We start from the raw sequence: 20,886 nt of genomic DNA on the forward strand, positions 1-20,886 counted from the left end.
TGGTCCCTCATGAATAAACAAACACCGCCGAATTGGGGCGGTGTTTTTGTAGGTGGAAGCGATGTGAATTATCGCTCTCCATTCAACACAACCGATAATTGATGCTTAAGCAGCGTTTTGGGTACAACAGAGCCGTAGCCTGCTTCCATTGCTTTATCTATTAGCTCGTTCTTGCTGTTCGCTGCAAACTTATTACGTAAGCGTGCGACGTGACCTTCAACGGTTTTTGTTGATATGCCCATGACCTGAGAGATAAATTGAGGCTTTTTGCCATAGAGCAAGAGGAAAAGCGTTTCTTGCTCGCGGCATGTGAGCTTCTCTGGTTTTGGTTGTAAGTCAGAAAAACGAAAGATGGATTGTTGATTTGGGTTGGTACTGATAGCACGACAAACCCAATACCCGACTTCAATCACGGCAGTGTCGGTGAGTTCTCTTCCGTAGAAAATGGTGCCTACAATGTCGCCATTGTCATCTCGCCACGGTGTTTTAGTAAATATATGTGCTCGCCAGCGGCCATCTGGATAAGGGTGGATATCCAGAATTTTTAGTGACTCGCCAGTTTCGAGAACGTGTTTATCTTGGCGTTGAAATTCTTGCGCGCATTCAGTGGTTGGGCTGGCCATATCAAAATCAGTTTTACCCAAGCACTCCTCGGGCGATGTGTGCCCTAACAGTTCTGCGTATTCCTGGTTTACGTATAGGAATACCGAATCTTTATCTTTGCATCCCCAACAACCTGGTAGCTGTTTAAGGAGGGATTGTTCTATGGTATCGACTGAAATATTCACAAAAGGACTCACTACATACTGCTTATACCAATACAGAGACGTCCGTGTTATATGGCTCGTATTGATGTCGTTGCTAGAACACGTTCGTTGATTGGCGCTCAATCCAATTAAATTCATGGTGTTCGATGTTTTCGTCAGGTAGTCATTGACAACGACGAAATGGAACGAAGAGTTTAATTGGGAAAATGGTCTGTTTCATTACAGATATGTGCGCTCACGGATGTCCGCCTAATGTTCGGCTTACAACTCGTATCGTCCTTGATCATGCTTCCTACAACTCAGTTGTAATGTGGTTGACGTTCATATCACTTGTGAGTGAAAGAGCAGCACCTAAGCATATGAGAGGGACAGTGAGACAAAAGCTATGATATCAGCTTATGCCATTGTTTTCATTGTTGAGAAGCGAAAAAAAAGCCAGCCTGAAGACGGGCTGGCAACACAAGATATAATCTTGTCGACGTGTAGAAGAGGTTCTAAATTACCTAGCGAGGGTCTGCTAAGTAAGTTAGAGGTATCAATGAGATACCGAGAGCTTTAGATCGTATGTATCTTAAAGCTCGATAACTAATGTATTGAATCAGAGGCATATTAGTAAGGGGGGAAATCCCTCTATGTTGAGTTTAAGAGTGGGTTTCGATCCGTTTCAGGGACGAGTTATCTAATATGGAGCACGGTGTTTTACAAAATAACAGATTGTTCGGTAATAAGGATCTTTACATTGATTGATTATGTATACGTAAGGTATTGCCTATCTATCCGTTTTTGTTAATAAAATTGGTTGCTCACTGACCGTAAATTAACCTCGCATGATCATCGTTCCGGAACTATGATCATGTAAATGAACTTGATCATGCTGATTTGATCTTGTCGATTGAGTTGGGTAAAAGTTGCAACCCAACAAAGAAGGTATATGATGCGAAGACGTAAGCTGACCGTGTAAAGACGATTGTTTAAAATGAGTGACTCAGATAACCAAAAAATCCTTTCATATCAAGAGATTATGCTGCCAAAGCCGGCGGAGCTGATCACACTTCCGTCTTATATGGATTGCCACGATCATTCTTATACGCAGATCGTGATTGGTTTAAAAGGGCAAGCCGAATTTGAAGTGCGCGGGCGAGGTAATCTTGTCGGCCCTGGTCAAGGTTGTGTGGTCACCGCATGCTCTGATCATGCTTTCGGTGGCGTCATCAATCAATCGGATATTTTGGTGCTGAATATGCCCAAACCGACAAATGATGATCCTGAAATGCTTCAAAAAATCAATAACCTGGAGAGAGACCATGTCTACTTCCAGTTAGATAGTCAAATTCAGAAGCTGATACAGATGTTGGTTCAGGAAATGCGAAACCATCCGGATGACCTGCTGTTAAGTCGTGCGTGTAACGACACTGTGATTGCGTTAATGCAGCGCCATATCTCGGCATTTGAGACCAGTCGAAAAGAGTCGCGCTTTGATTTGGAGGCGATTGATCGTTACATTGAGCAGCACCTGAGTCATAAGATTAGTGTGGCTCAATTGGCCGGGCGAGTGTTTCTTGGGGAAAGTCAGTTCCATTGCTTGTTTAAAGAGCAGATGGGGATTACACCTCATCAATATGTTCTCGGAAAGCGAATCGACATGGCTCGTGAATTAATCGAGCAAGGTCACCTTTCTTTAGGGCAAATTGCCGAGTTTACTGGCTTCTCAAGCCAGAGTACTTTTACTCATACTTTTACTCGCTTACAGGGAATATCACCTTCCCGTTATAAAAAACAAGTTGGATAACAACGCGTTTTTTAGGTCAAATAATCATCAAATTAGAATAAAGCCATGCACTATGCATGGTTTTTTTATGTTTTATTCATGTGATCTATCTCTCGTTTTTTTAAATTCTCTGTTCTTTACAGTAGCTGATATGCCACTTGATCCTACATTTTCTCTTAGAACGAGCTCTTCACAAAAATCTTATTGATATTCTTGATATTTTGTTGTGAATGCAATGAAAAAATTAAAATTTACAACACAAAATATTACCTATTTGAATGTGACTATGTGGATGTTTTGTTATAAAAGCGAGTTTTTGGCAAAAATGTCGTAGTTTTTGACAAGTATTCTTATCGGCCTCAAAATACACTGCCAGCCATTGATAATCCTCGAAGCGGTTTTCGAGGAGTGAGATTGAGGAACACACATGTTTACAGCTACGAACGTGTTGACACCGGAATTTATCGGGCAGCCGCTTGATAAGTTGTGGTCACTGATCTCGCCATTATATATGGTGGACGAGTCTCAATGGCTAGAGCAACTATTGCCACTAGCGACGCCGACAGAGGATGAAAAATCGGCGATCACTACCCAAACGACCCACCTTATCGAAGCCATTCGTGCCGATAAGAAGTCAATCCAGATGATTGATGCTTTATTGCTGGAATACAGCTTAGATACTCAAGAAGGTATCTTGCTGATGTGTCTTGCAGAAGCATTAATGCGCATCCCAGATGCCGCGACAGCAGATTCTTTGATTAAAGATAAGTTGAGTGTCGCAGACTGGAAATCTCACCTGAAAAACTCTGACTCTGTGTTTGTTAACGCATCAACATGGGGCCTTATGCTAACAGGTAAAGTGGTTGGTCTTGGTGAGCAAGGCACCCAGAGCCCAGGTCAGGCTGTAAACCGTCTGGTAAATAAATTCTCTGAGCCCGTGATTCGTAAAGCCATGTATCAGGCAATGAAGATCATGGGTCACCAGTTTGTTCGTGGTCGTACGATCGAAGAAGCGCAGAAGAACGGTCGCCCAATGCGCGACAAAGGTTTCACCTACTCGTTTGATATGTTGGGTGAGGCGGCGTTAACTACAGCGGACGCGAACAAGTACTTCAAAGATTACCTAATGGCGATCGAAGCGGTGGGTCGCGAGACTTACGGTAGCGACACTAGTCCAGCGCCTTCGATTTCCATCAAGCTTTCTGCATTACACCCGCGCTACGAAGTCGCAAATGAAGAACGTGTAATGACAGAGTTGTATGACTCACTAATGCAGCTATTGAAACGTGCAATTGAAGTCGACGTTGCAATCACAATCGATGCAGAAGAAGCGGATCGCCTTGAGCTTTCCCTGAAGCTATTTGAGAAAGTGTACCGTAGCGATCTTGTGAAAGGTTGGGGCAAGTTTGGTTTGGTTATTCAAGCCTACTCAAAACGTGCGCTACCAGTCTTGGTGTGGCTAAATGCACTCGCAAAAGAGCAAGGTGACGTTATTCCTCTGCGTTTGGTTAAAGGCGCGTACTGGGACAGCGAAATCAAGTGGTCTCAACAAGCGGGTTATGCAAACTACCCAGTATACACTCGCAAAGAAGCGACGGACGTTGCATACCTAGCTTGTGCTCGTTTCCTACTTAGCGAAGGTGTTCGCGGTAATATCTACCCACAATTTGCAAGCCACAATGCTCACACAGTTACGGCAATTGCTGTCATGGCGGAGCACAAAGAATACGAGTTCCAGCGCCTGCATGGTATGGGTGATTCACTGTATAACCATGTTATGAAAATGTACGGTCAGCCAGTACGTATTTATGCTCCTGTCGGTAGCCATGCTGATCTTCTTCCGTACTTGGTTCGTCGTCTGCTTGAAAATGGTGCGAACAGCTCGTTTGTACACCGTCTAGTTGATGCGCGTTGTCCGATTTATGAGTTGACCCATCACCCTGTGGATGTGTTGACGGGTTTTGACACGCTACACAACGACAAAATTCCATTGCCTGCCGATATTTTCCCTGAGCGTAAGAACTCATATGGCGTCAACATCGACATCGACAGTGAAGCGAAGCCATTTGAAGCTCAGGTCGAAAGCTTCATGGACAACCAGTGGGTTGCAGGCCCGATGATCAATGGTGAACGCTTTGCCGAAAGTATGATCAAGGAAAATGCGGCTGAGATCATCACCGCACCATACGATCGCCGAATTGAAGTCGGCAAAGTGGCATTTGCAACTCTTGATCACGTTTCCGCTGCAATTGATGCGGCGCAAACTGCTTTCTCTGATTGGAAAACCGTTCCTGTTGAGCAAAAAGCGGCTTGTTTAGAAAAGCTTGCTGACTTAATGGAAGAAAACCTGGCTGAGCTGGTGGCGATTTGTCACAAAGAAGCGGGTAAAACGATTCACGATAGCATTGATGAAGTTCGTGAAGCGGTGGATTTCTGTCGTTATTACGCGAAACAAGCGCAAAACCTACAGCCATTTGAGCTAGAAGGCTTTGATGGTGTGAAACGCATTTCTAGCCGTGAAGGTCTTGGTGTGTTTGTGTGTATCAGCCCTTGGAACTTCCCGTTGGCTATCTTCCTTGGTCAGGTGACGGCAGCACTGATTGCGGGTAACACAGTGGTTGCAAAACCTGCTGAGCAAACAAGCTTAATTGCCGCTCGCGCTATTGAACTAATGCTTGATGCTGGCTTCCCTGCAGGTGTGATTCAGTTACTTACTGGTCGCGGCGCTGAGATTGGTCATGCACTGACTTCTCATGATGCTATTGCTGGTGTGGCATTCACTGGCTCAACGGCAACGGCGCAACGCATTAACGTTACGCTTGCGGAGCGCAGCGCGAAACCGGTTCCGTTTATTGCGGAAACAGGTGGCCAAAACGCAATGATTGTGGACAGTACTGCATTGCCAGAGCAGGTGGTGCGTGATGTGATTCGTTCGGCGTTTGCATCTGCTGGTCAGCGTTGTTCTGCCCTTCGTGTTCTATTTGTACAAGAAGATGTAGCAGACCGTATGATCAACCTGATTCAGGGTGCGATGAATGAACTGCATGTTGGTTTACCTTACCTACACAAAACAGATGTTGGTCCGGTTATCGACAGCAATGCAAAACAAAAACTCCTCGCTCACCTTGAGCAAATGAGCAAAACACAGACTAAAGTCGCTCAGCTACAGCTGGATGAATCGTGCCAGCATGGTGACTTTGTCTCACCAAGTGCGTTTGAAATCTCGGGCATCGATGTGCTGAAAGAAGAACAATTTGGTCCAATATTGCACATTGTTCGCTTTAAAGCGTCTGAATTACCGAACGTGGTTGCGCAGATCAACAAAACGGGTTTTGGCTTGACGATGGGTATCCATAGCCGTAACGAAACCACGTACCGTTGGATTGAGAAGCATGCTCGAGTAGGTAACTGCTACATCAACCGAGACCAAGTTGGCGCTGTGGTTGGTGTACAGCCGTTTGGTGGTCAAGGCTTGTCGGGTACTGGCCCAAAAGCTGGTGGTCCACACTACCTATTCCGCTTTACTCAACATCTTCTTGTTCAAGCAGAAAACGCATAAGGAGTCGCATTATGGTTCATCAGATCACCTATTTTAAAGATGCATTCTCTGCGTGGGAGCAGTGGAATCTGACTGATTTTGATTACAAATGCGAGCATGTTCTGGCATTTAAATCTGCACTAGAAGGGCAGCAGTCTACCGTTGCCAAAGTGGTTTCTTACCACTTGCAACAAGCATCAGCTCTTCTTGCAGAAACTCACCAGTTAGTTGGCCCTACAGGGGAAACTAACGAACTGTATGCCGCAGGACGCGGTGTGGCTTTGGTGATTTGTGAAAACAACATCGAGCCTGCTGATAATGCGTTATACAGTGCTTTTGCGATGATCACCTGTGCCTTAATTGCAGGCAACAGTGTGGTCGTTTGCAGTGACAATGCAGAGCTAAACCAATTGGTTAAGCAAGCTGTAGCGTTGGCAAACTTCCCATCTAACTTAGTCCAGGTTGTTGCGTACGATGCGTCTGCCCCGTTGCTTGAGAACGATGTACGTAGTGTGGGTTATGTTGGGCGTTCACAGGTTGAGCATGCGCTCAATCTTCAACTAGCTAAGCGTGACGGTGCAATCGTCGGCTTAGTTTCTGAAACGGATTTAGAGTCACCGAAATTGGCTCATGATCCTCATCTCTCGTTGCGTTTCATTACTGAGCGCACTCGAACGATAAATATTACCGCGGTGGGTGGTAACGCAACTCTACTCGAGTTGGGGAACGAAACTCACTAACCTGACTTGTAATGCCAATCTGGAGTAACTGGACTGAGAGCCGGTCCAGATTGGTTTTTTATACTCTGATGTATTGCTGAGACGGTAAAATATCAGGGCAGGCAAGGAAGGAAATAATTATAACGAGGACTATCTAATGATAGAAAATAGCTTTGCTATCACGTCCACTTTTGTGGCGTATTTACTGATTATGGTTGCTATTGGCGTTTACGCGTATAAGAGGACTTCCAATTCATCTGACTACTTCCTAGGTGGCCGTAGCCTAGGTCCGTGGCCTGCTGCATTATCTGCAGGTGCTTCAGACATGAGTGGTTGGCTGCTGCTAGGCTTGCCTGGCTATGCGTACGCTGCGGGTATCGAGGCCTTCTGGTTAGCCGGCGGTCTACTTCTTGGTACATGGGCAAACTGGCTCATCAGTGCAAAACGCCTTCGTACCTACAGTATCCAAACTGACGCGCTAACGTTGCCAGAGTTCCTGTCACGTCGCTTCAACGATAAGTCGAAGCTGATTCAGACAATCTCTGCGTTTTTCATTCTTCTATTTTTCCTTTTCTACACCAGCTCAGGTTTGGTCGCAGGGGGCAAACTGTTTGAGACGGTATTCGGTCTAGATTATACCTACGCTGTTATCATCGGTACGGTGTGTGTCGTTTCTTACACACTATTCGGTGGTTTCCTAGCGGTATCTTGGACTGACTTAGTGCAAGGTCTGCTAATGGCGGCTGCACTAATGATTGTTCCTATAGCAGTAATGGACGGTGGTTTAGGTCAGCTAAGTTCTGATCTACATGACATCAACCCAGAACTTGCAACGCTATGGAATGACGCGAAAGGCGAACCATTATCTGCGATTGCTATTATCTCTCTAGCGGCGTGGGGCCTTGGTTACTTTGGTCAGCCACACATCCTAGCGCGTTTTAAAGCGTCTCGTTCAAACAAAGATCTAACGACTGCACGTCGTATCGCAGTGATTTGGACGGCACTATCTATGGTCGGTGCAATGCTTGTTGGTCTTGTTGGTCTGGTTTGGGTTACGGGTCATCCGGGTACTCAACTAGAAGACGGTGAGAAGATCTTCATGCTATTGGTTAACGCAGTATTCCACCCTGTCGTTGCGGGTATGTTGTTAGCAGCAATCCTAGCGGCGGTAATGAGTACCGCTGACTCACAGCTCCTTGTTTCATCTTCAGCGCTTGCAGAAGACTTCTACAAGCAAGTATTCAAGCCAGAAGCGTCTTCTGAAGAAATCGTAATGATTGGTCGTATCGGTGTTATCGTTATTTCGCTTGTTGCGCTATTCCTAGCGATGACGCCTGATAGCTCAGTACTTGGTCTTGTATCTTACGCTTGGGCTGGTTTTGGTGCGGCATTTGGTCCTGCGGTTGTACTTAGCCTTTACTGGAGCGGTATGAACCGTAACGGCGCGTTAGCAGGTATTCTTGTTGGTGGTATCACTATCGTGGTTTGGAAGCAGCTAACTGGCGGTTGGTTTGATGTGTACGAAATCGTACCGGGCATCATCTTCTCTACGCTTGCTATCATTGTGGTAAGTAAAGCAACGGGCGGTGCTGCGCAAGACGTGTTAGACCAACACCAGTCGTTCGAGAAAAAACTGGTTGAACTAGACTAGTAACTTCCCGTATATGAACACAAAGCCCGCTATTTTAGCGGGCTTTGTTTTATCTGAAACTTAATTAACGTTAATGGTGGTAGCTTGAGATCAAAGCTTAGCATTGCTCGGTTAGATTGGAGTGTTAGTCGCGACGAATTTTGGCGTAAATAACGGTGTTACTCAACTCTCCCGATGTAGTCAGACGTTCGTTTCTGAGCTCTCCTTCGAACTCATAACCACAGCGTTCGGCTACAGCCCAGCTCTTTTGGTTGGTGCTATCAGCATGAATTGCGATTCTCTTGGCGCCCAAGTCATCAAACGCATAGCGCTCAACTTCGAGCACAGCCTCGGCAACATAACCATTGCCAACGGCAGCATTATCTAACCAATAACCTATCTCAAAGGATGGTACGTCGGGATCTCGAATCATCAAGCCGACCGCACCCAGTAAGCGATCGCTTTCCTTTTCAATGATGTAGTAACGCAGCTCTTCTTCGAAGTTTTCAAAGTTTGCGATGGCTTTCTCTGTCCCTTCTATCATCGCTTCTAATGTCAGCACATGAGGCACCCACGGCAGATAGACTTCGAGAGTCTTTTGGCTGCGAACGACAGCTTGATGCGCCTCTTCGGCTCGTTCTAAACAAGCAGGGATGAGTTTGAGACGTTTCGTTTCCATGCCGACTCTCCTATGGGTGAAAAATGAACGGAAAATCATTTAAACAGATGTACTTAGAATGATCTAGTCAACGCCGTCATATTATTCACTTGGTTTGCCAGAGAGAAACTGAGAGAATCGAACCGTTATCAAACCAACTAGGTTCATTATGAAACTTTTAGTAAGAAACTTGGCTCGTCACATGACCGAGCAAGATATCCGCAAATTATTCTCAGCGTACGGCAAAGTAGAACTGTGTTCGCTAGTGCTTGATCAAGACACGGGTTTGTCGAAAGGCTTCGGTTTTGTCATCATGCCGGACGAAGCAGAAGCCATTTCTGCTCTTGAAGCACTGAATTTGACGAACGTAGAAAAAAGCAAAATTCGCGTGAAAGTCGCACAAGACTAACACAGAGAAAAGCCAGCGTTATTGCTGGCTTTTTTGTCTTTCTATTTAGAGACCAAATTGGCAACATTCTAGAATGTCTTCTCTTTTCGTTTTAGCGAGATTGATCATCAATTCTCTCTTCAAGTTGTTTCATTAAATCCTTTAACTGTAGAGAATCGAAATTGTCTGAATTCGGCACTTGGTAAGCGTCGTTGACTGTGTAGAGCATCAAACTTTTGCTAGAGAAGAACTCTTTCTGTATTTGGACTTTGACAATGTCATCAAGAGGTAGACGGAAGTAAACCGTTGAGCCCTGGCGGTACTTCAAGGTGTTGGTGCTTGCATCGATAACTAGCGTTTTAGGATTGAACGCGCGGCGCGTGAAGTACGTTGAGAGCAGTTTCAATCCTATTATTGTGAGTGCTACGAGTCCAAACTCGACGATCTTGTCTGCTAGGTAGGAAAAATAGAACAGCGACAACAATACAGTTCCTAGCAAGAAAGGGTTGTTCTTGGGCAGATTTTGTGAAGTTTCATGGATGATCATCCGACATATTCCTCGACTTTATTCAGAAGCGACGAACGTGAGTTGGTAGACACAAACCTTTCGTTCTTTGCCTTGCATGCGCAATGTTTTGTCACCGATGTAAGGGATATTTAGTTTTTGGATCACCGATTTAGAACGCTGATTGTCCACCAAATGCATCACGGTTATTCCGTTTAACTCAAAGTGCATTCGAGCAAATTCGAGTAAGGCTTTGGAGGCCTCGAATGCATAGCCTTTCCCCCAATGTGGCACGCCAACCCAGTAGCCTAATGTACCGTAGCCCTCTTCGATACGCGGTAAACTCACTGCACCAAGTAACTCCCCGGTGTTTCGCAAGGTAATAGCGTACGCCACGCCTTGATGCTGCTGATACATCGGATCGTGCCTATCTATCCATGCTTGCGCCATCGGTCGCTCATAAGGATGAGGGATGTTTGCTGTCATGTCGGCAATTCGCTTATCTCCAGCGAGTAAAGCCACTTGTTGGCAGTCATCGATATTGAATGGTCGGAGGACGAGTCTTTCGGTAGTGAGAATCGGTTGTATCGTCATGCATTTCTTCCTTGATGAGACGGCTATAGCTGCTAGCAACTGGTTTGCGGGGTAAATCGAGATAACAAGGCGTCTCGAAAGCTCGATCTAGCCAGGCGTGTAGTTGTCATGCGCCTTACTAAATAATAAGCCCGAACAATTGCTTATGTGTAATGTGTCGTATTATTACACACATAAGCACGTTTGCTCATATTGATGGTACAAAAGTTGAGGTCTGACCAATGTCTCAGTTTTTTGATACTTTCGTTCAATTTTTTGAAGATAGGGCACAAAAAATTAAAGGAGCTTTTTAATTGTGGAATTATTTTGAACAAAATATGTCAATTGTCAGTAGGACGAAAAGTAGGGAGAAGAGAAATGCCGGATATATATTGCGCAGCTTGTAGAAAATCAACGCAACATAAAGTGATTATGAAGCGTTGCGAGCCTCAGTCTGTTGAGTCGTTAACAGGCAAAATGGTGAGTTTTACACAGCTGATGGCGAAATTTGTATCAGGTGAACATTATTACGAGATGGAGCCTCAATACTACTGCCGTTGTTGTAATCATCGTGCAATTGGAGAGGTTGTTCCACATCCTACACGGCATACATCGGCCGCACTCTAATTCTGAGTGATAGCCATGATTAATGGTTAAATAGGGCAGTGTTGCCCGAACGACATATCTATACAGGCGTGTCATGCGCTTTCAAATTTGCGACTCCGCGGGAGCCGCTAGGTTGCTTTTTCTCTTCATATCACGGTTACTAAGTGAGCGGCAATAATCATAGCTCTTTCCCTCCTTCGTTGTTTTCTGGTTATTCTCTGCTGAATTTCACATGCTGTGCATTTGATGGTTTGCAATTGTTTGAGCAACGATTAATGTGATGCTTTCTAAGTGGTTACAAGGAAGTGGGTTAATGAGTTATCAATTGGACCGGATTGATTTACATATTTTGAGAGTGCTTCATTCGAGAGGCAGAATTCCAGTTGTAGAACTAGCAAAGCTGATTAACTTAACGACTTCTCCATGTTCTGACCGTGTAAAGCGACTAGAAAAAGAAGGGTATATCAATGGTTACCATGCGGAGTTGAATGCGGAAAAGTTGGGGCTGGATGTGCAAGTATTCATCCATATTCGTTTAGACCAAACCAGTTTTTCTATTTTTGAAAAGTTTGCGAAAGCGGTGGAATTGATGCCTGAAATTGAAGAGTGCTACTCGCTCTCTGGAGATTTCGATACCATGATAAAAGTTCGTGTTAAGAGCATGAAAGCGTATCAGGAGTTTATGTCGAGCAAGTTAGGCACGCTTCCGGGCGTGATTCAAACTCGTAGTGAAGTGGTCATAGAAGAACATAAAACGGGATTTGGTGTTAATCCCGAGCTCCTTGGTTAGGCGAGGCATGTGTTGATCCTCCTTATTTAGCGTGGCTTGGTATATTACTTTTTTAATAAATCGGTGAGCGATTATGCCCCGATAAAGGTGCTGATAACGCCAATTAAACCACCAAAAACACCGCCCCAAACGACTAGCCAGCCAAGGTGTTGTTTGATCATCTTTTGCACCATTTCTTTAACTAATGCCGGTGTTAATTCGCTTAAACGTTGATCGATGATACCTTCAATGTTCTGCTTTATCTCATCCATCATTGCAGGAGATTCGAATTGCTCTTTCAGTGCTTCTTTGATGTTATCGCTCTTGCTCAACTCAATGATGGATTCTTGCATCTTTTCGACGAAAGGTTGGCGCATGGGTTGTAGCGCTTCCGAGCCGCCAAACATCGCTAGCATGCCACCAAACTGAGAGCCTTCAATTACTTCCACTAGGGAATCAAATGCTGGATTTAAATCTACTTTCTCAATTACTGGTTGAAGATCGATGTTCACACCGCCCGCCATTTCTTTATTCAAGAATCGGTCAATGTTCGCTTCAGTAAAAAACTGTTCCATCATCAGGTTTTTGATAGCCAGTTTAAACTCTTCAAATCGCGCGGGGATCACGCCAGAACCGTATAATCCAGGCACTTTCTCAAACAGCATATGGATGGCAAGCCAGTTGGTGATGGCGCCTGAGAACGCAAATAGCCCCGCATACCAAAGATAGTCGTTTTGTAATTGATGACCTCCAGCCATCAAAGCGATAGCGAGGACATTCGTTAGCAAACTTTTGTTCATAGTGACCAGTTATATGTGAATATCGGAAAGAATAAGTGGGCCTGATTCTATACCTAAGTCACATTGAGATGCTAGGTTTTGCCGTGATGAGTGACCGTGTTGCGAAGGGATAAAAATGGATGTACAGAAAAACAAAACCCGACAATCATTGTCGGGCCACTGCTTTTTCTTAGAAAAACTAAGATTCTATTTTTAATTTTAGATGCGGTAGATCTTACAACAAAGTTGGCATTTCCATCTTTCTGAGTAGCCGAATAGCTTGTCAGCCCAACTTGGTTTGAGTTGTACGATCTGCATTGAACCACATTTACACATAAGCTAATTACCTTATTGTTAATATAATAACTAAGCCATCTATTGAGTATAGCTGTTTCTCAAAAAGTGAAATGACAAATGAAGACGGCTCAATACTCTGTATTGTGTTCATTGCAATGGATACGCAACGAGGCGGTATATTAGCAGAAAAAGTGTGAGCTTTATCATGGAGAGTGTTTCATATATGAGAAACCACAATGGCTATATGAGCATCTAGCCATGGATTAAAATAAAAAACGGCGCTTAAAGCGCCGTTTTTATTGAGCTTATCACTCGTTAAGAAGCGTGTTGATTGTCTAGTTCTTCAGCGATAAATCCGCCAGTTTGATGCGCCCAAAGCTGGGCGTAAATGCCGTTATTCGCAATGAGTTCTTGATGAGAACCTTGTTCAACGATGCTGCCTTTATCTAGCACGATGAGGCGATCCATTTGTGCGATGGTCGATAATCGGTGAGCGATAGCAATAACCGTTTTCCCTTGCATTAATTCATTCAAGCTTTCCTGAATCGCCGCTTCGACTTCTGAATCCAGAGCCGATGTTGCTTCATCCAATACCAGCAATGGTGCGTCTTTGAGTAGCACACGAGATATTGCGATACGCTGACGTTGGCCGCCAGACAGTTTCACACCACGTTCACCAACTTGCGCATCGTATCCGACATTACCAAATGGGTCGGTCAGAGTTTCGATAAACTCATGGGCATGCGCTTGCTTAGTGGCTTTCAGCAAATCTTCTTCTGTCGCATCTGGATTGCCATACAAAATATTGTCACGAATTGAACGGTGTAGCAGAGAAGTATCTTGGGTCACCATACCGATCTTTGAACGCAAAGAGTCTTGTGTGACTTCTGAGATGTTCTGTCCATCGATCTTAATGCTGCCGTCTTCGACATCGTGGAAACGAAGTAACAAGTTCACCAAAGTCGATTTCCCGGCGCCGGAGCGCCCAACCAAGCCTACTTTCTCTCCTGGTTTGATGTTGAGATCGAGATGGCTAATTACGCCTTTGTTCTCGCCGTAATGGAAGCTTACGTTATCAAAGTGAATGCCTCCTTCAGTGACAACCAAGTCTTTTGCGCCTGGTTTATCTTTAATATCAATAGGCTTAGAAAGCGTTTTCATTCCATCGACAACGGTTCCCATGTTTTCAAAGAGGGCGCCAACTTCCCACATAATCCACATCGACATACCGTTTACGCGCAATGCAAGACTAACAGCAATCGCAATCGCGCCAACGCTGATGGCACTATCCAACCACAGGTAAATCGATAAAGCAGCAACGGAAAAGACCAAAATATAGTTTGAGATCTCTACAGCGACGTCGAAGCCGGTCACTAGGCGCATTTGACGATAGACCGTATTTAAAAATCCTTTCATGCCTTGCTCGGCATATTGGGTTTCGCGCTGGCTATGAGAAAACAGTTTGACGGTTTGAATATTGGTATAACTGTCGACGATACGCCCTGTCATTGTCGAACGTGCATCGGCCTGCGCTGAAGCGACGTCTTTGAGCTTAGGGACAAAATAGATTTGGATAGCGATGTAAGCGAGTAGCCAGACGATCATTGGGATCATCAAACGCCAGTCTGCCGTCGCTAACATAATGATCATACTGGTGAAGTAAACCGTAACATAAACAAATACATCCATAGCTTTCATCACGGTTTCGCGCACAGCTAATGAGGTTTGCATGACTTTAGTTGCAACTCGGCCTGCAAAATCATCTTGATAGAAGTTTAAGCTTTGATTGAGCAAATACCGGTGTGCAAGCCAGCGGATAGACATTGGATAGTTGCCCAATAATGTTTGGTGAACGAGCAACGAATACAAGATCACCAATATAGGCATGACAACCAGCAATAAGGCTCCGTAGAAAATCAAATCCGATTTGTTGTCTTGTAAGAACGTTTCTGGATTGCTGGTAGACAACCAATCAACCAATTGTCCCATGGCGCCAAACAACATTACCTCAACAACAGCCACAATTGTGGCCATCAAAGACATGATGATCAAAGGCTTTTCATAACCACGAGTGTAATAACGCAGAAAAGCGAACATCCCTGAAGGAGGCTGATCCGGTGTAGATTTGGGGAACGGCTCTGTAAAGCCTTCAAATCGTTTAAACATAACTCATCCTAAAGTTAAAACAGTGCCATTTGGGGTGGCTAAATCCATCGATTCACGCAGCTTTGGACGAAGCCGCGTGTATAAGGGTTTTTGGCTGCTCTCGAGAAAGCAGACGGATTGACGAGAGGGGCGAAAAAATAGTCTAACCGATTGTGTTTTAAATGTAACTAGTTGGTTATGGGTGTGGTTGTCTATGGTTCTGATTCTTATGATGAATTCTTATCATGTTCATCACGGTGCAATAAAAGCTTAAACCTGCAAAGTGACAATAAAATTTAGGGAAAAATGAACTTAATGCAGCAAAAATTACTTTTGGGCAATTAAATTAATTGTCAAAACAGCAAAACTGAAGTTAACAATAAATTTACAATCTCCTCATTCTAGTGATAAGGAATGTATTGGATGCTATTACACGAATCAGTGACCCAATTTGCTAATGGGAAAGAAGAAAGCACGCAAAGTGCTCAGCGCCAAACCGCAAACTGCGTAGTGATGGTGCCACCGAAAGAGTTTCGTTTTAATGAAGAAACCGCACAAGATAATGAGTTCCAACATAAAGTGTCACTCAGCCAAGAAGAAGTCTCACGTCGAGTAATGGCCGAGTTCGCGAGTATGGTTGCAACGCTGCGTCAAGAGGGCGTTCAAGTTGTTGAGTTTGATTATCCAACTTCAGATGTTGCGACGCCAGACGCGGTATTTCCAAACAATTGGTTTAGCACTACGCCAGATGGCACGTTGTACACCTTTCCAATGGCCTGTGAAAACCGTCAAAAAGAAGTACGTCCCGATGCGCTTGTAGCAGCACTAGCGCAAGCAGGGCGAGAAGTTCATCGACGCAGCAGTCTAACTGAATATCTTGACGAGCAAGCGTATTTAGAAAGCACGGGTGTGATGGTGTTTGACCACCTAAATAAAACGGTCTACGCCGCACTCTCACAACGTTGTGATCGTCTGGTTTTAGAAGATTACGCCGATCGTATTGGCTATGAACGAGTGATTTCTTTCCAAACTCGTTTGCCGTCTGGTGCGCCGATTTATCACACCAATGTGATGATGGCGGTTGGCGAACAGTTTTGCGTGATTTGTGACGAAGTGATCCCAGAATTTGAGCGTCGTTTTGTAATGAAGTCACTCGCCAAAGACAAGCAAGTCATCTCAATTTCGCTTGATCAGATGAACCAGTTCTGCGGTAACATTCTGCAACTGGAAACGATCAACGGCGACAAGGTGATTGCGATGTCGCAATCGGCGTACGATGCATTCTCACCTGCACAAAGAAAGCAATTGGCAACGCACGGTAAATTGCTGCCATTCGACGTTTCTACCATAGAATCTATTGGTGGTGGCTCGGTTCGTTGTATGTTGGGTGAGGTGTTCTTACCGAATCGTAAAGCTGTGCTTTAATAAACTGCACATTTCTTTTCAGCCGCAGTGAAAGGCTGACGAAGCGTTCTCTTCAAGGGTTTTTAGCCGTTAGCTCTGTGGCAGTACAGACTAACGGCTTTTTTGCGCTTTTTAGTTTTCTGACGATTTGCATAGGCGCCGCTTGGTTTAAGCGCCTAAAATAGGATGGTTCACCTAGCAGATTGTGGTAAAGTCCGCGCCTGCGTTTTACCGCATCTTCATTATTTTTATTGCTTCTTCAACCCAAAGTACAAGGTTTTCGTTAATGCCATTTTCTACTCTCTCATTGAGTTCTGAGCTGATTCACGCACTGCCAAAAGACTTCAAGAGACCGACCGATATTCAAGCGTTGGCCATTCCTGAGCTGTTGGCTGGTCAAGATCTATTGGCTTTGGCAAATACAGGCAGCGGCAAAACCCTTGCTTATGGTTTGCCTTTGTTGGAAAAGCTGAGTGTCAATCCAGAGCAAAAAGCGCTGATTCTTGTGCCAACGCGTGAGCTGGCAATGCAAGTGAGTGAAGCAATTAACCAAGTTGGTCAAGCTCTTGACCTCAACACAGTGTGTTTGTGTGGCGGCGTTGATAAAGAGCAACAACAGCAGGCGCTAGCGACAAATCCTCATATCCTTGTCGCGACGACAGGTCGTTTGGTTGATCTGGCAAACAACGGTTTAGACTTAAGCAATATCCATTACCTAGTGTTGGATGAAGCGGATCGTCTGTTGGATATGGGCTTTTGGCCTGACGTACAAAATATTGCGGGGCTTATTTCAAACCAGCGTCAAACCGCGATGTTCTCGGCAACGTTTTCAGATGAGTTGAAGGGTAAAGCGAAGCTGCTTATGCCGGCACCAAAGCAAGTTGCAGCGCATCAAGAAAACAGCACCAACCAAGATATTGCTGAAACGCTGTACCTCGTTAACAAAGGCAGTAAAACCAAGGCATTGATTGAACTGATTCAAAAAAACGCGTGGACTCAGGCATTAGTCTTTATTGGTGCGAAAGAGAACGCCGATGGCTTAGCGAAGAAGCTGAATAAAGCGGGCATCTCAACCAATGCGCTGCATGGCAATAAGAGTCAAGATGAGCGAGAAGAAGCACTGGCGCAGTTTAAATCTGGGCAAATTCAGGTGTTGATTGCCACCGATCTACTAGCGCGCGGCATTCACATTGAGCAATTGCCTGTAGTGATCAACTTTGAACTGCCAATGCATGCAGAAACCTATGTTCACCGGGTAGGACGCACCGCTCGCGCAGGCGAACAAGGTGTGGCGGTGTCATTGGTTTGTCATGGTGAAATGGACGCACTAAGCGCGATTCGTCACCTGACTCAACGTGCATTACCAGTGCAAGATATGGCAGGTTTTCCAGTAACGGATAAGCCATCAACTGGCGAGAGCAAACGCGCGCCACGTGATAAAAAAGCCAACCGTCGAACTCATGCTAAGAAGAGCATTAAGCAGTTTCAAGGTAAGTCGAAACGCCCAGCCCCGAGTGCGAAGTAAAACAAAAAACACGCTCTTGACGGCATAGTCGGTTCAGAGCGTGGCTTACAAATTTTACTTTTGAGTATTAACGGCAGTTGGGCCAATCAAGCGCATTTCCCAATCTTCGACTTCACCAGTTTCTAGACGGCGCTCGACCAGCTTGCCCCAAGACTCGACTAACGGCAGCTCAGACAGCTTAGTGAGTTCTTTTCTATCTAAACAGCCAGTGAAAACCGCGCCCATGATGCGAGCCAGTGGCCATTCTGGATAAGGTCTTTCGCACAGAATAATCTCGTCACCTGCACCGATATCGCCTTCTTCCAACACTCGGAAATACCAGCCTGTTCGAAGCGTATCTTGCAGTCTTCTCGCCATATCGTGTTGGTCAAAGCGTACGTTAAGTTTCCAACAAGGCATGCGACCTTGCGACACTTCCAGTAGTGTTGAGCCGATGCGAATTTTATCTTTCAAGCAAATCGTGGATTCGGTTACGCCTTCGGAGCTGATGTTTTCGCCAAAGCCGCCGGCGGATTGGAAAATGGTTCTTTCGCCTAATTCTTGTTGCCAGATTGGGTAGTGCTCGCTTGGGTAAATATGAAGCGCTTTTTGAATGCCACCATGAAAGCGTGGATCACCTTGCTCATCACTGATAAAACCGAGCTCTGTTGCATGCTGGCGCTCAGGCTGCACTTGTTTGTTGATTGCGCTTTGCGCTCCATGAGCATAAGGGACGGTTTTCCCTGCTAGCACAGCTTTTACGACGCCGATTTTCTTCATATAACCTCCTTATTATTTGAATGAGAGATAAAGTGTTTACCTTCATTCGCGATGCGGAGCATGATAGCCTAGTAAACTTGTGTCGGTATAGGGATGAAAAGACAACTAACAATGCTAACTCGCCAAATTGATTCGAAGTCAGGCGTCGTCACCTCCAATGAGATGATGGCCGCGAATTCCCATTCTCCTGTTTTAGTGAAAACCATCGACATGCCAAAAGGTTACATTGATGCGCTGCATCGACACACTTGGCATCAAATCATCTTTCCTATCAAAGGGTTATTGCAAACGCAAACGGAGCATTATCAGCATTTGGTTCCGCACACTTCTGCGTTATTTGTTCCTGCGGGTGTTCAACACGAGTCGATTGCTCTAAGCAACACGATATTTGTTGGCATTTACCTCAACCCTGAGTTTGGCGCAACGTACGAGCCACAAGTGAGAACCATTGCTTTAACGTCGTTTTTAAATGAGCTTTTACAAGAGATCCGCAGACAGTGTGAAGGTGAGACAAGCCACGAAGAAGTGCTGCATTTGCTGGCGGTGTTGCATGATCAAATTTTGAAAAGCAACGTGCAGACATTTCAGTTATTGCTGCCACAAGACAGACGACTAAAACTGATTTTCGAGCAATTGACTGACGAGCCCGCGTTAAGCTGTTCGCTAAAAGAGTGGGGGGAGAAAATTGGGGCATCGGAGCGTACTTTATCACGGTTGTTCGCCAAGGAATTCAACACTTCATTTCTGCTTTGGCGGCAACAAATTCGGCTAATTTACTCGCTTTCTTTGTTAGATGAATCGTTGTCAATCCAAGCCATTGCAGACCTAGTGGGTTATCAAAACGACTCATCCTACATCAAAGCATTTAAAGCCTATTTTGATATGACGCCACAACAGTTTAGAGTGAACGGCGCATCGCGCAGGTAGAAATACAGAGCTTCGACTTCACTTAATGTTTTTGAGTAGAAGTTACGAAACTTTCTTTTTTAATTTCAATTACATGGTATGAATAACAATGGCACCAACGATAAATACTCGAGTGAATCAATTCTGTTTTGGTCAACCCCAAACATCGCTGTCGTTGGAAAAAGAGCCCCTCAATCCGCTTGCTCAGGGCAAGGTTCGGGTGAGACTCGAAGCTACAAACATTAACCCAAGTGACTTGCTTTCCATTCATGGTGTTGGGCAATACCGCCGCGTTCACGTACCACCTCGCGTGCCGGGATTTGAAGCGGTTGGGCGTGTGGTGGAAGTCAGTGCAGTCGGTCAAACTGACCTTCAAGTTGGGCAAAAGGTGTTGGTGGCGATGAGTGGTACTTGGCAATACTACATAGATGCCTCGCCTGAGAATCTTTTTCCGCTACCTGAGAGTTTGGAGAACGGCTATGCCTGTCAGTTGTACATCAACGCGTTAACCGCGTGGGTGATCACCACTAAAGTAGCTAAGTTGAACAAAGACGATGTGGTGATCATCAATGCAGCAGGGTCAGCGATCGGTAAGATATTTGCCCAGCTCGCCCATTCACTGGGTTTTGCACTGATTGCTGTGACCTCAAAGCGAGACGAGTATCCGTACGATACCATTCCAGTGTTGGACGCGAAGAAAGACTTACAAGCGCAGCTGCAAACGCGCCAACTGCCACAACCAACGGTCGCTCTGGACGCGATAGGTGGTGAGGCTGGCACGGATCTCATTCGTGCCTTGAAAGAAAACGGCCAATACATCAACTACGGAACATTGTCGTTAACGCCTTATACGCCTGAGTTTTTTGAATCGATGAAGGCCAACAACATCGACTTTAGTACATTCTTTTTGCGGTATTGGGAAGAATCGGTAGGTAAAGGCGGGAGAAAGACGGTGTTCGCTGAAATGTTAGAACATTTTATTAGCAGCGACATAAAGTTAAACGTTGCATATGATCTGCCGTTAGAGGACTTTCAAACAGCGATTGAAATGGTTGAGCGACGCTCGTCAGCAGTGTCAGGAAAAATCATTTTGACGCTGTGAATTAAAGTGAGCCTGTTGAGAAAAGGGAGGATAAAATCCTCCCTTTTT

18 protein-coding genes are annotated in these 20,886 nt (G+C 45.1%); 11 read left to right on the top strand and 7 right to left on the bottom strand.

The features are described 5' to 3' along the window. Positions 1-68 precede the first annotated feature (68 nt). Entirely contained in the window at positions 69-788 is a 720-nt protein-coding gene (locus R7Q41_RS00660; RefSeq protein WP_082240199.1) for a PAS domain-containing protein, read from the bottom strand. 955 nt (positions 789-1,743) lie between these two features. Here R7Q41_RS00660 and R7Q41_RS00665 point away from each other — a divergent pair. The 4 genes from R7Q41_RS00665 (at position 1,744) to putP (ending at position 8,443) form a co-directional block, all read left to right on the top strand. After that, entirely contained in the window at positions 1,744-2,556 is an 813-nt protein-coding gene (locus tag R7Q41_RS00665) for an AraC family transcriptional regulator (protein ID WP_025768702.1), read from the top strand. A 406-nt stretch (positions 2,557-2,962) separates the two neighbouring features. Continuing rightward, positions 2,963-6,094 (top strand): bifunctional proline dehydrogenase/L-glutamate gamma-semialdehyde dehydrogenase PutA, encoded by a 3,132-nt coding sequence (putA, locus tag R7Q41_RS00670; RefSeq protein WP_318144298.1) that lies wholly within the window; start codon positions 2,963-2,965, stop codon positions 6,092-6,094. A gap of 11 nt (positions 6,095-6,105) precedes the next feature. Beyond that, positions 6,106-6,813: a 1-pyrroline-5-carboxylate dehydrogenase gene (locus R7Q41_RS00675; RefSeq protein WP_262645781.1), complete on the top strand. Its 708-nt coding sequence runs from the start codon at positions 6,106-6,108 to the stop codon at positions 6,811-6,813. A gap of 136 nt (positions 6,814-6,949) precedes the next feature. After that, the gene (gene putP / locus R7Q41_RS00680) at positions 6,950-8,443 is read left to right on the top strand and encodes a sodium/proline symporter PutP (RefSeq protein ID WP_005374582.1); all 1,494 of its coding nucleotides are present in this window, start codon (positions 6,950-6,952) and stop codon (positions 8,441-8,443) included. 124 nt (positions 8,444-8,567) lie between these two features. Here putP and R7Q41_RS00685 read toward each other — a convergent pair whose 3' ends face one another. Next, the gene (locus tag R7Q41_RS00685) at positions 8,568-9,101 is read right to left on the bottom strand and encodes a GNAT family N-acetyltransferase (protein WP_170889920.1); all 534 of its coding nucleotides are present in this window, start codon (positions 9,099-9,101) and stop codon (positions 8,568-8,570) included. A 148-nt stretch (positions 9,102-9,249) separates the two neighbouring features. Between R7Q41_RS00685 and R7Q41_RS00690 the strand changes: the two genes are divergently transcribed. Then, entirely contained in the window at positions 9,250-9,489 is a 240-nt protein-coding gene (locus R7Q41_RS00690; RefSeq protein ID WP_005374587.1) for an RNA recognition motif domain-containing protein, read from the top strand. A gap of 91 nt (positions 9,490-9,580) precedes the next feature. On the opposite strand, the gene R7Q41_RS00695 is transcribed toward R7Q41_RS00690, so the two are convergent. Next, positions 9,581-10,015, bottom strand: a complete 435-nt coding sequence (locus tag R7Q41_RS00695; RefSeq protein WP_318144299.1) for a hypothetical protein — start codon at positions 10,013-10,015, stop codon at positions 9,581-9,583. A gap of 18 nt (positions 10,016-10,033) precedes the next feature. Further along, on the bottom strand, positions 10,034-10,567 hold the full coding sequence (locus R7Q41_RS00700) for a GNAT family N-acetyltransferase (protein WP_085569453.1): 534 nt from the start codon (positions 10,565-10,567) through the stop codon (positions 10,034-10,036). 357 nt (positions 10,568-10,924) lie between these two features. Here R7Q41_RS00700 and R7Q41_RS00705 point away from each other — a divergent pair, with 357 nt between their 5' ends. Beyond that, the gene (locus R7Q41_RS00705) at positions 10,925-11,173 is read left to right on the top strand and encodes a hypothetical protein (protein WP_130545664.1); all 249 of its coding nucleotides are present in this window, start codon (positions 10,925-10,927) and stop codon (positions 11,171-11,173) included. Between the two features lie 292 nt (positions 11,174-11,465). After that, complete coding sequence (locus R7Q41_RS00710) at positions 11,466-11,942, top strand: Lrp/AsnC family transcriptional regulator (protein WP_005374595.1); 477 nt, start codon at positions 11,466-11,468, stop codon at positions 11,940-11,942. 71 nt (positions 11,943-12,013) lie between these two features. Here R7Q41_RS00710 and R7Q41_RS00715 read toward each other — a convergent pair whose 3' ends face one another. Both R7Q41_RS00715 and R7Q41_RS00720 read right to left on the bottom strand, forming a co-directional pair. Then, a complete protein-coding gene (locus R7Q41_RS00715) occupies positions 12,014-12,721 on the bottom strand; it encodes a DUF445 domain-containing protein (protein WP_005383549.1) in 708 nt (235 codons plus the stop codon). Positions 12,722-13,312: 591 nt separating this feature from the next. Further along, entirely contained in the window at positions 13,313-15,163 is a 1,851-nt protein-coding gene (locus R7Q41_RS00720) for an ABC transporter ATP-binding protein (protein ID WP_005374597.1), read from the bottom strand. A gap of 402 nt (positions 15,164-15,565) precedes the next feature. Here R7Q41_RS00720 and R7Q41_RS00725 point away from each other — a divergent pair, with 402 nt between their 5' ends. Together R7Q41_RS00725 and R7Q41_RS00730 are read left to right on the top strand one after the other, a co-directional pair. After that, positions 15,566-16,567 carry an arginine deiminase-related protein gene (locus tag R7Q41_RS00725; RefSeq protein WP_033906610.1) on the top strand — a complete coding sequence of 334 codons (1,002 nt, stop codon included), beginning with the start codon at positions 15,566-15,568 and terminating at the stop codon, positions 16,565-16,567. Between the two features lie 265 nt (positions 16,568-16,832). Then, positions 16,833-18,071, top strand: coding sequence for a DEAD/DEAH box helicase (locus tag R7Q41_RS00730; protein ID WP_064355017.1), 1,239 nt, complete (start codon positions 16,833-16,835; stop codon positions 18,069-18,071). A gap of 54 nt (positions 18,072-18,125) precedes the next feature. Here R7Q41_RS00730 and R7Q41_RS00735 read toward each other — a convergent pair whose 3' ends face one another. Then, on the bottom strand, positions 18,126-18,830 hold the full coding sequence (locus tag R7Q41_RS00735) for an MOSC domain-containing protein (protein ID WP_064355016.1): 705 nt from the start codon (positions 18,828-18,830) through the stop codon (positions 18,126-18,128). Between the two features lie 111 nt (positions 18,831-18,941). Between R7Q41_RS00735 and R7Q41_RS00740 the strand changes: the two genes are divergently transcribed. Both R7Q41_RS00740 and R7Q41_RS00745 read left to right on the top strand, forming a co-directional pair. Beyond that, positions 18,942-19,757: an AraC family transcriptional regulator gene (locus R7Q41_RS00740; protein ID WP_171053537.1), complete on the top strand. Its 816-nt coding sequence runs from the start codon at positions 18,942-18,944 to the stop codon at positions 19,755-19,757. A gap of 88 nt (positions 19,758-19,845) precedes the next feature. Continuing rightward, positions 19,846-20,838: a zinc-dependent alcohol dehydrogenase family protein gene (locus R7Q41_RS00745; protein WP_318144300.1), complete on the top strand. Its 993-nt coding sequence runs from the start codon at positions 19,846-19,848 to the stop codon at positions 20,836-20,838. Positions 20,839-20,886: the final 48 nt, after the last annotated feature.

It is taken from the genome of Vibrio sp. 2096, assembly GCF_033339595.1.
Classification (GTDB): domain Bacteria; phylum Pseudomonadota; class Gammaproteobacteria; order Enterobacterales; family Vibrionaceae; genus Vibrio; species Vibrio alginolyticus.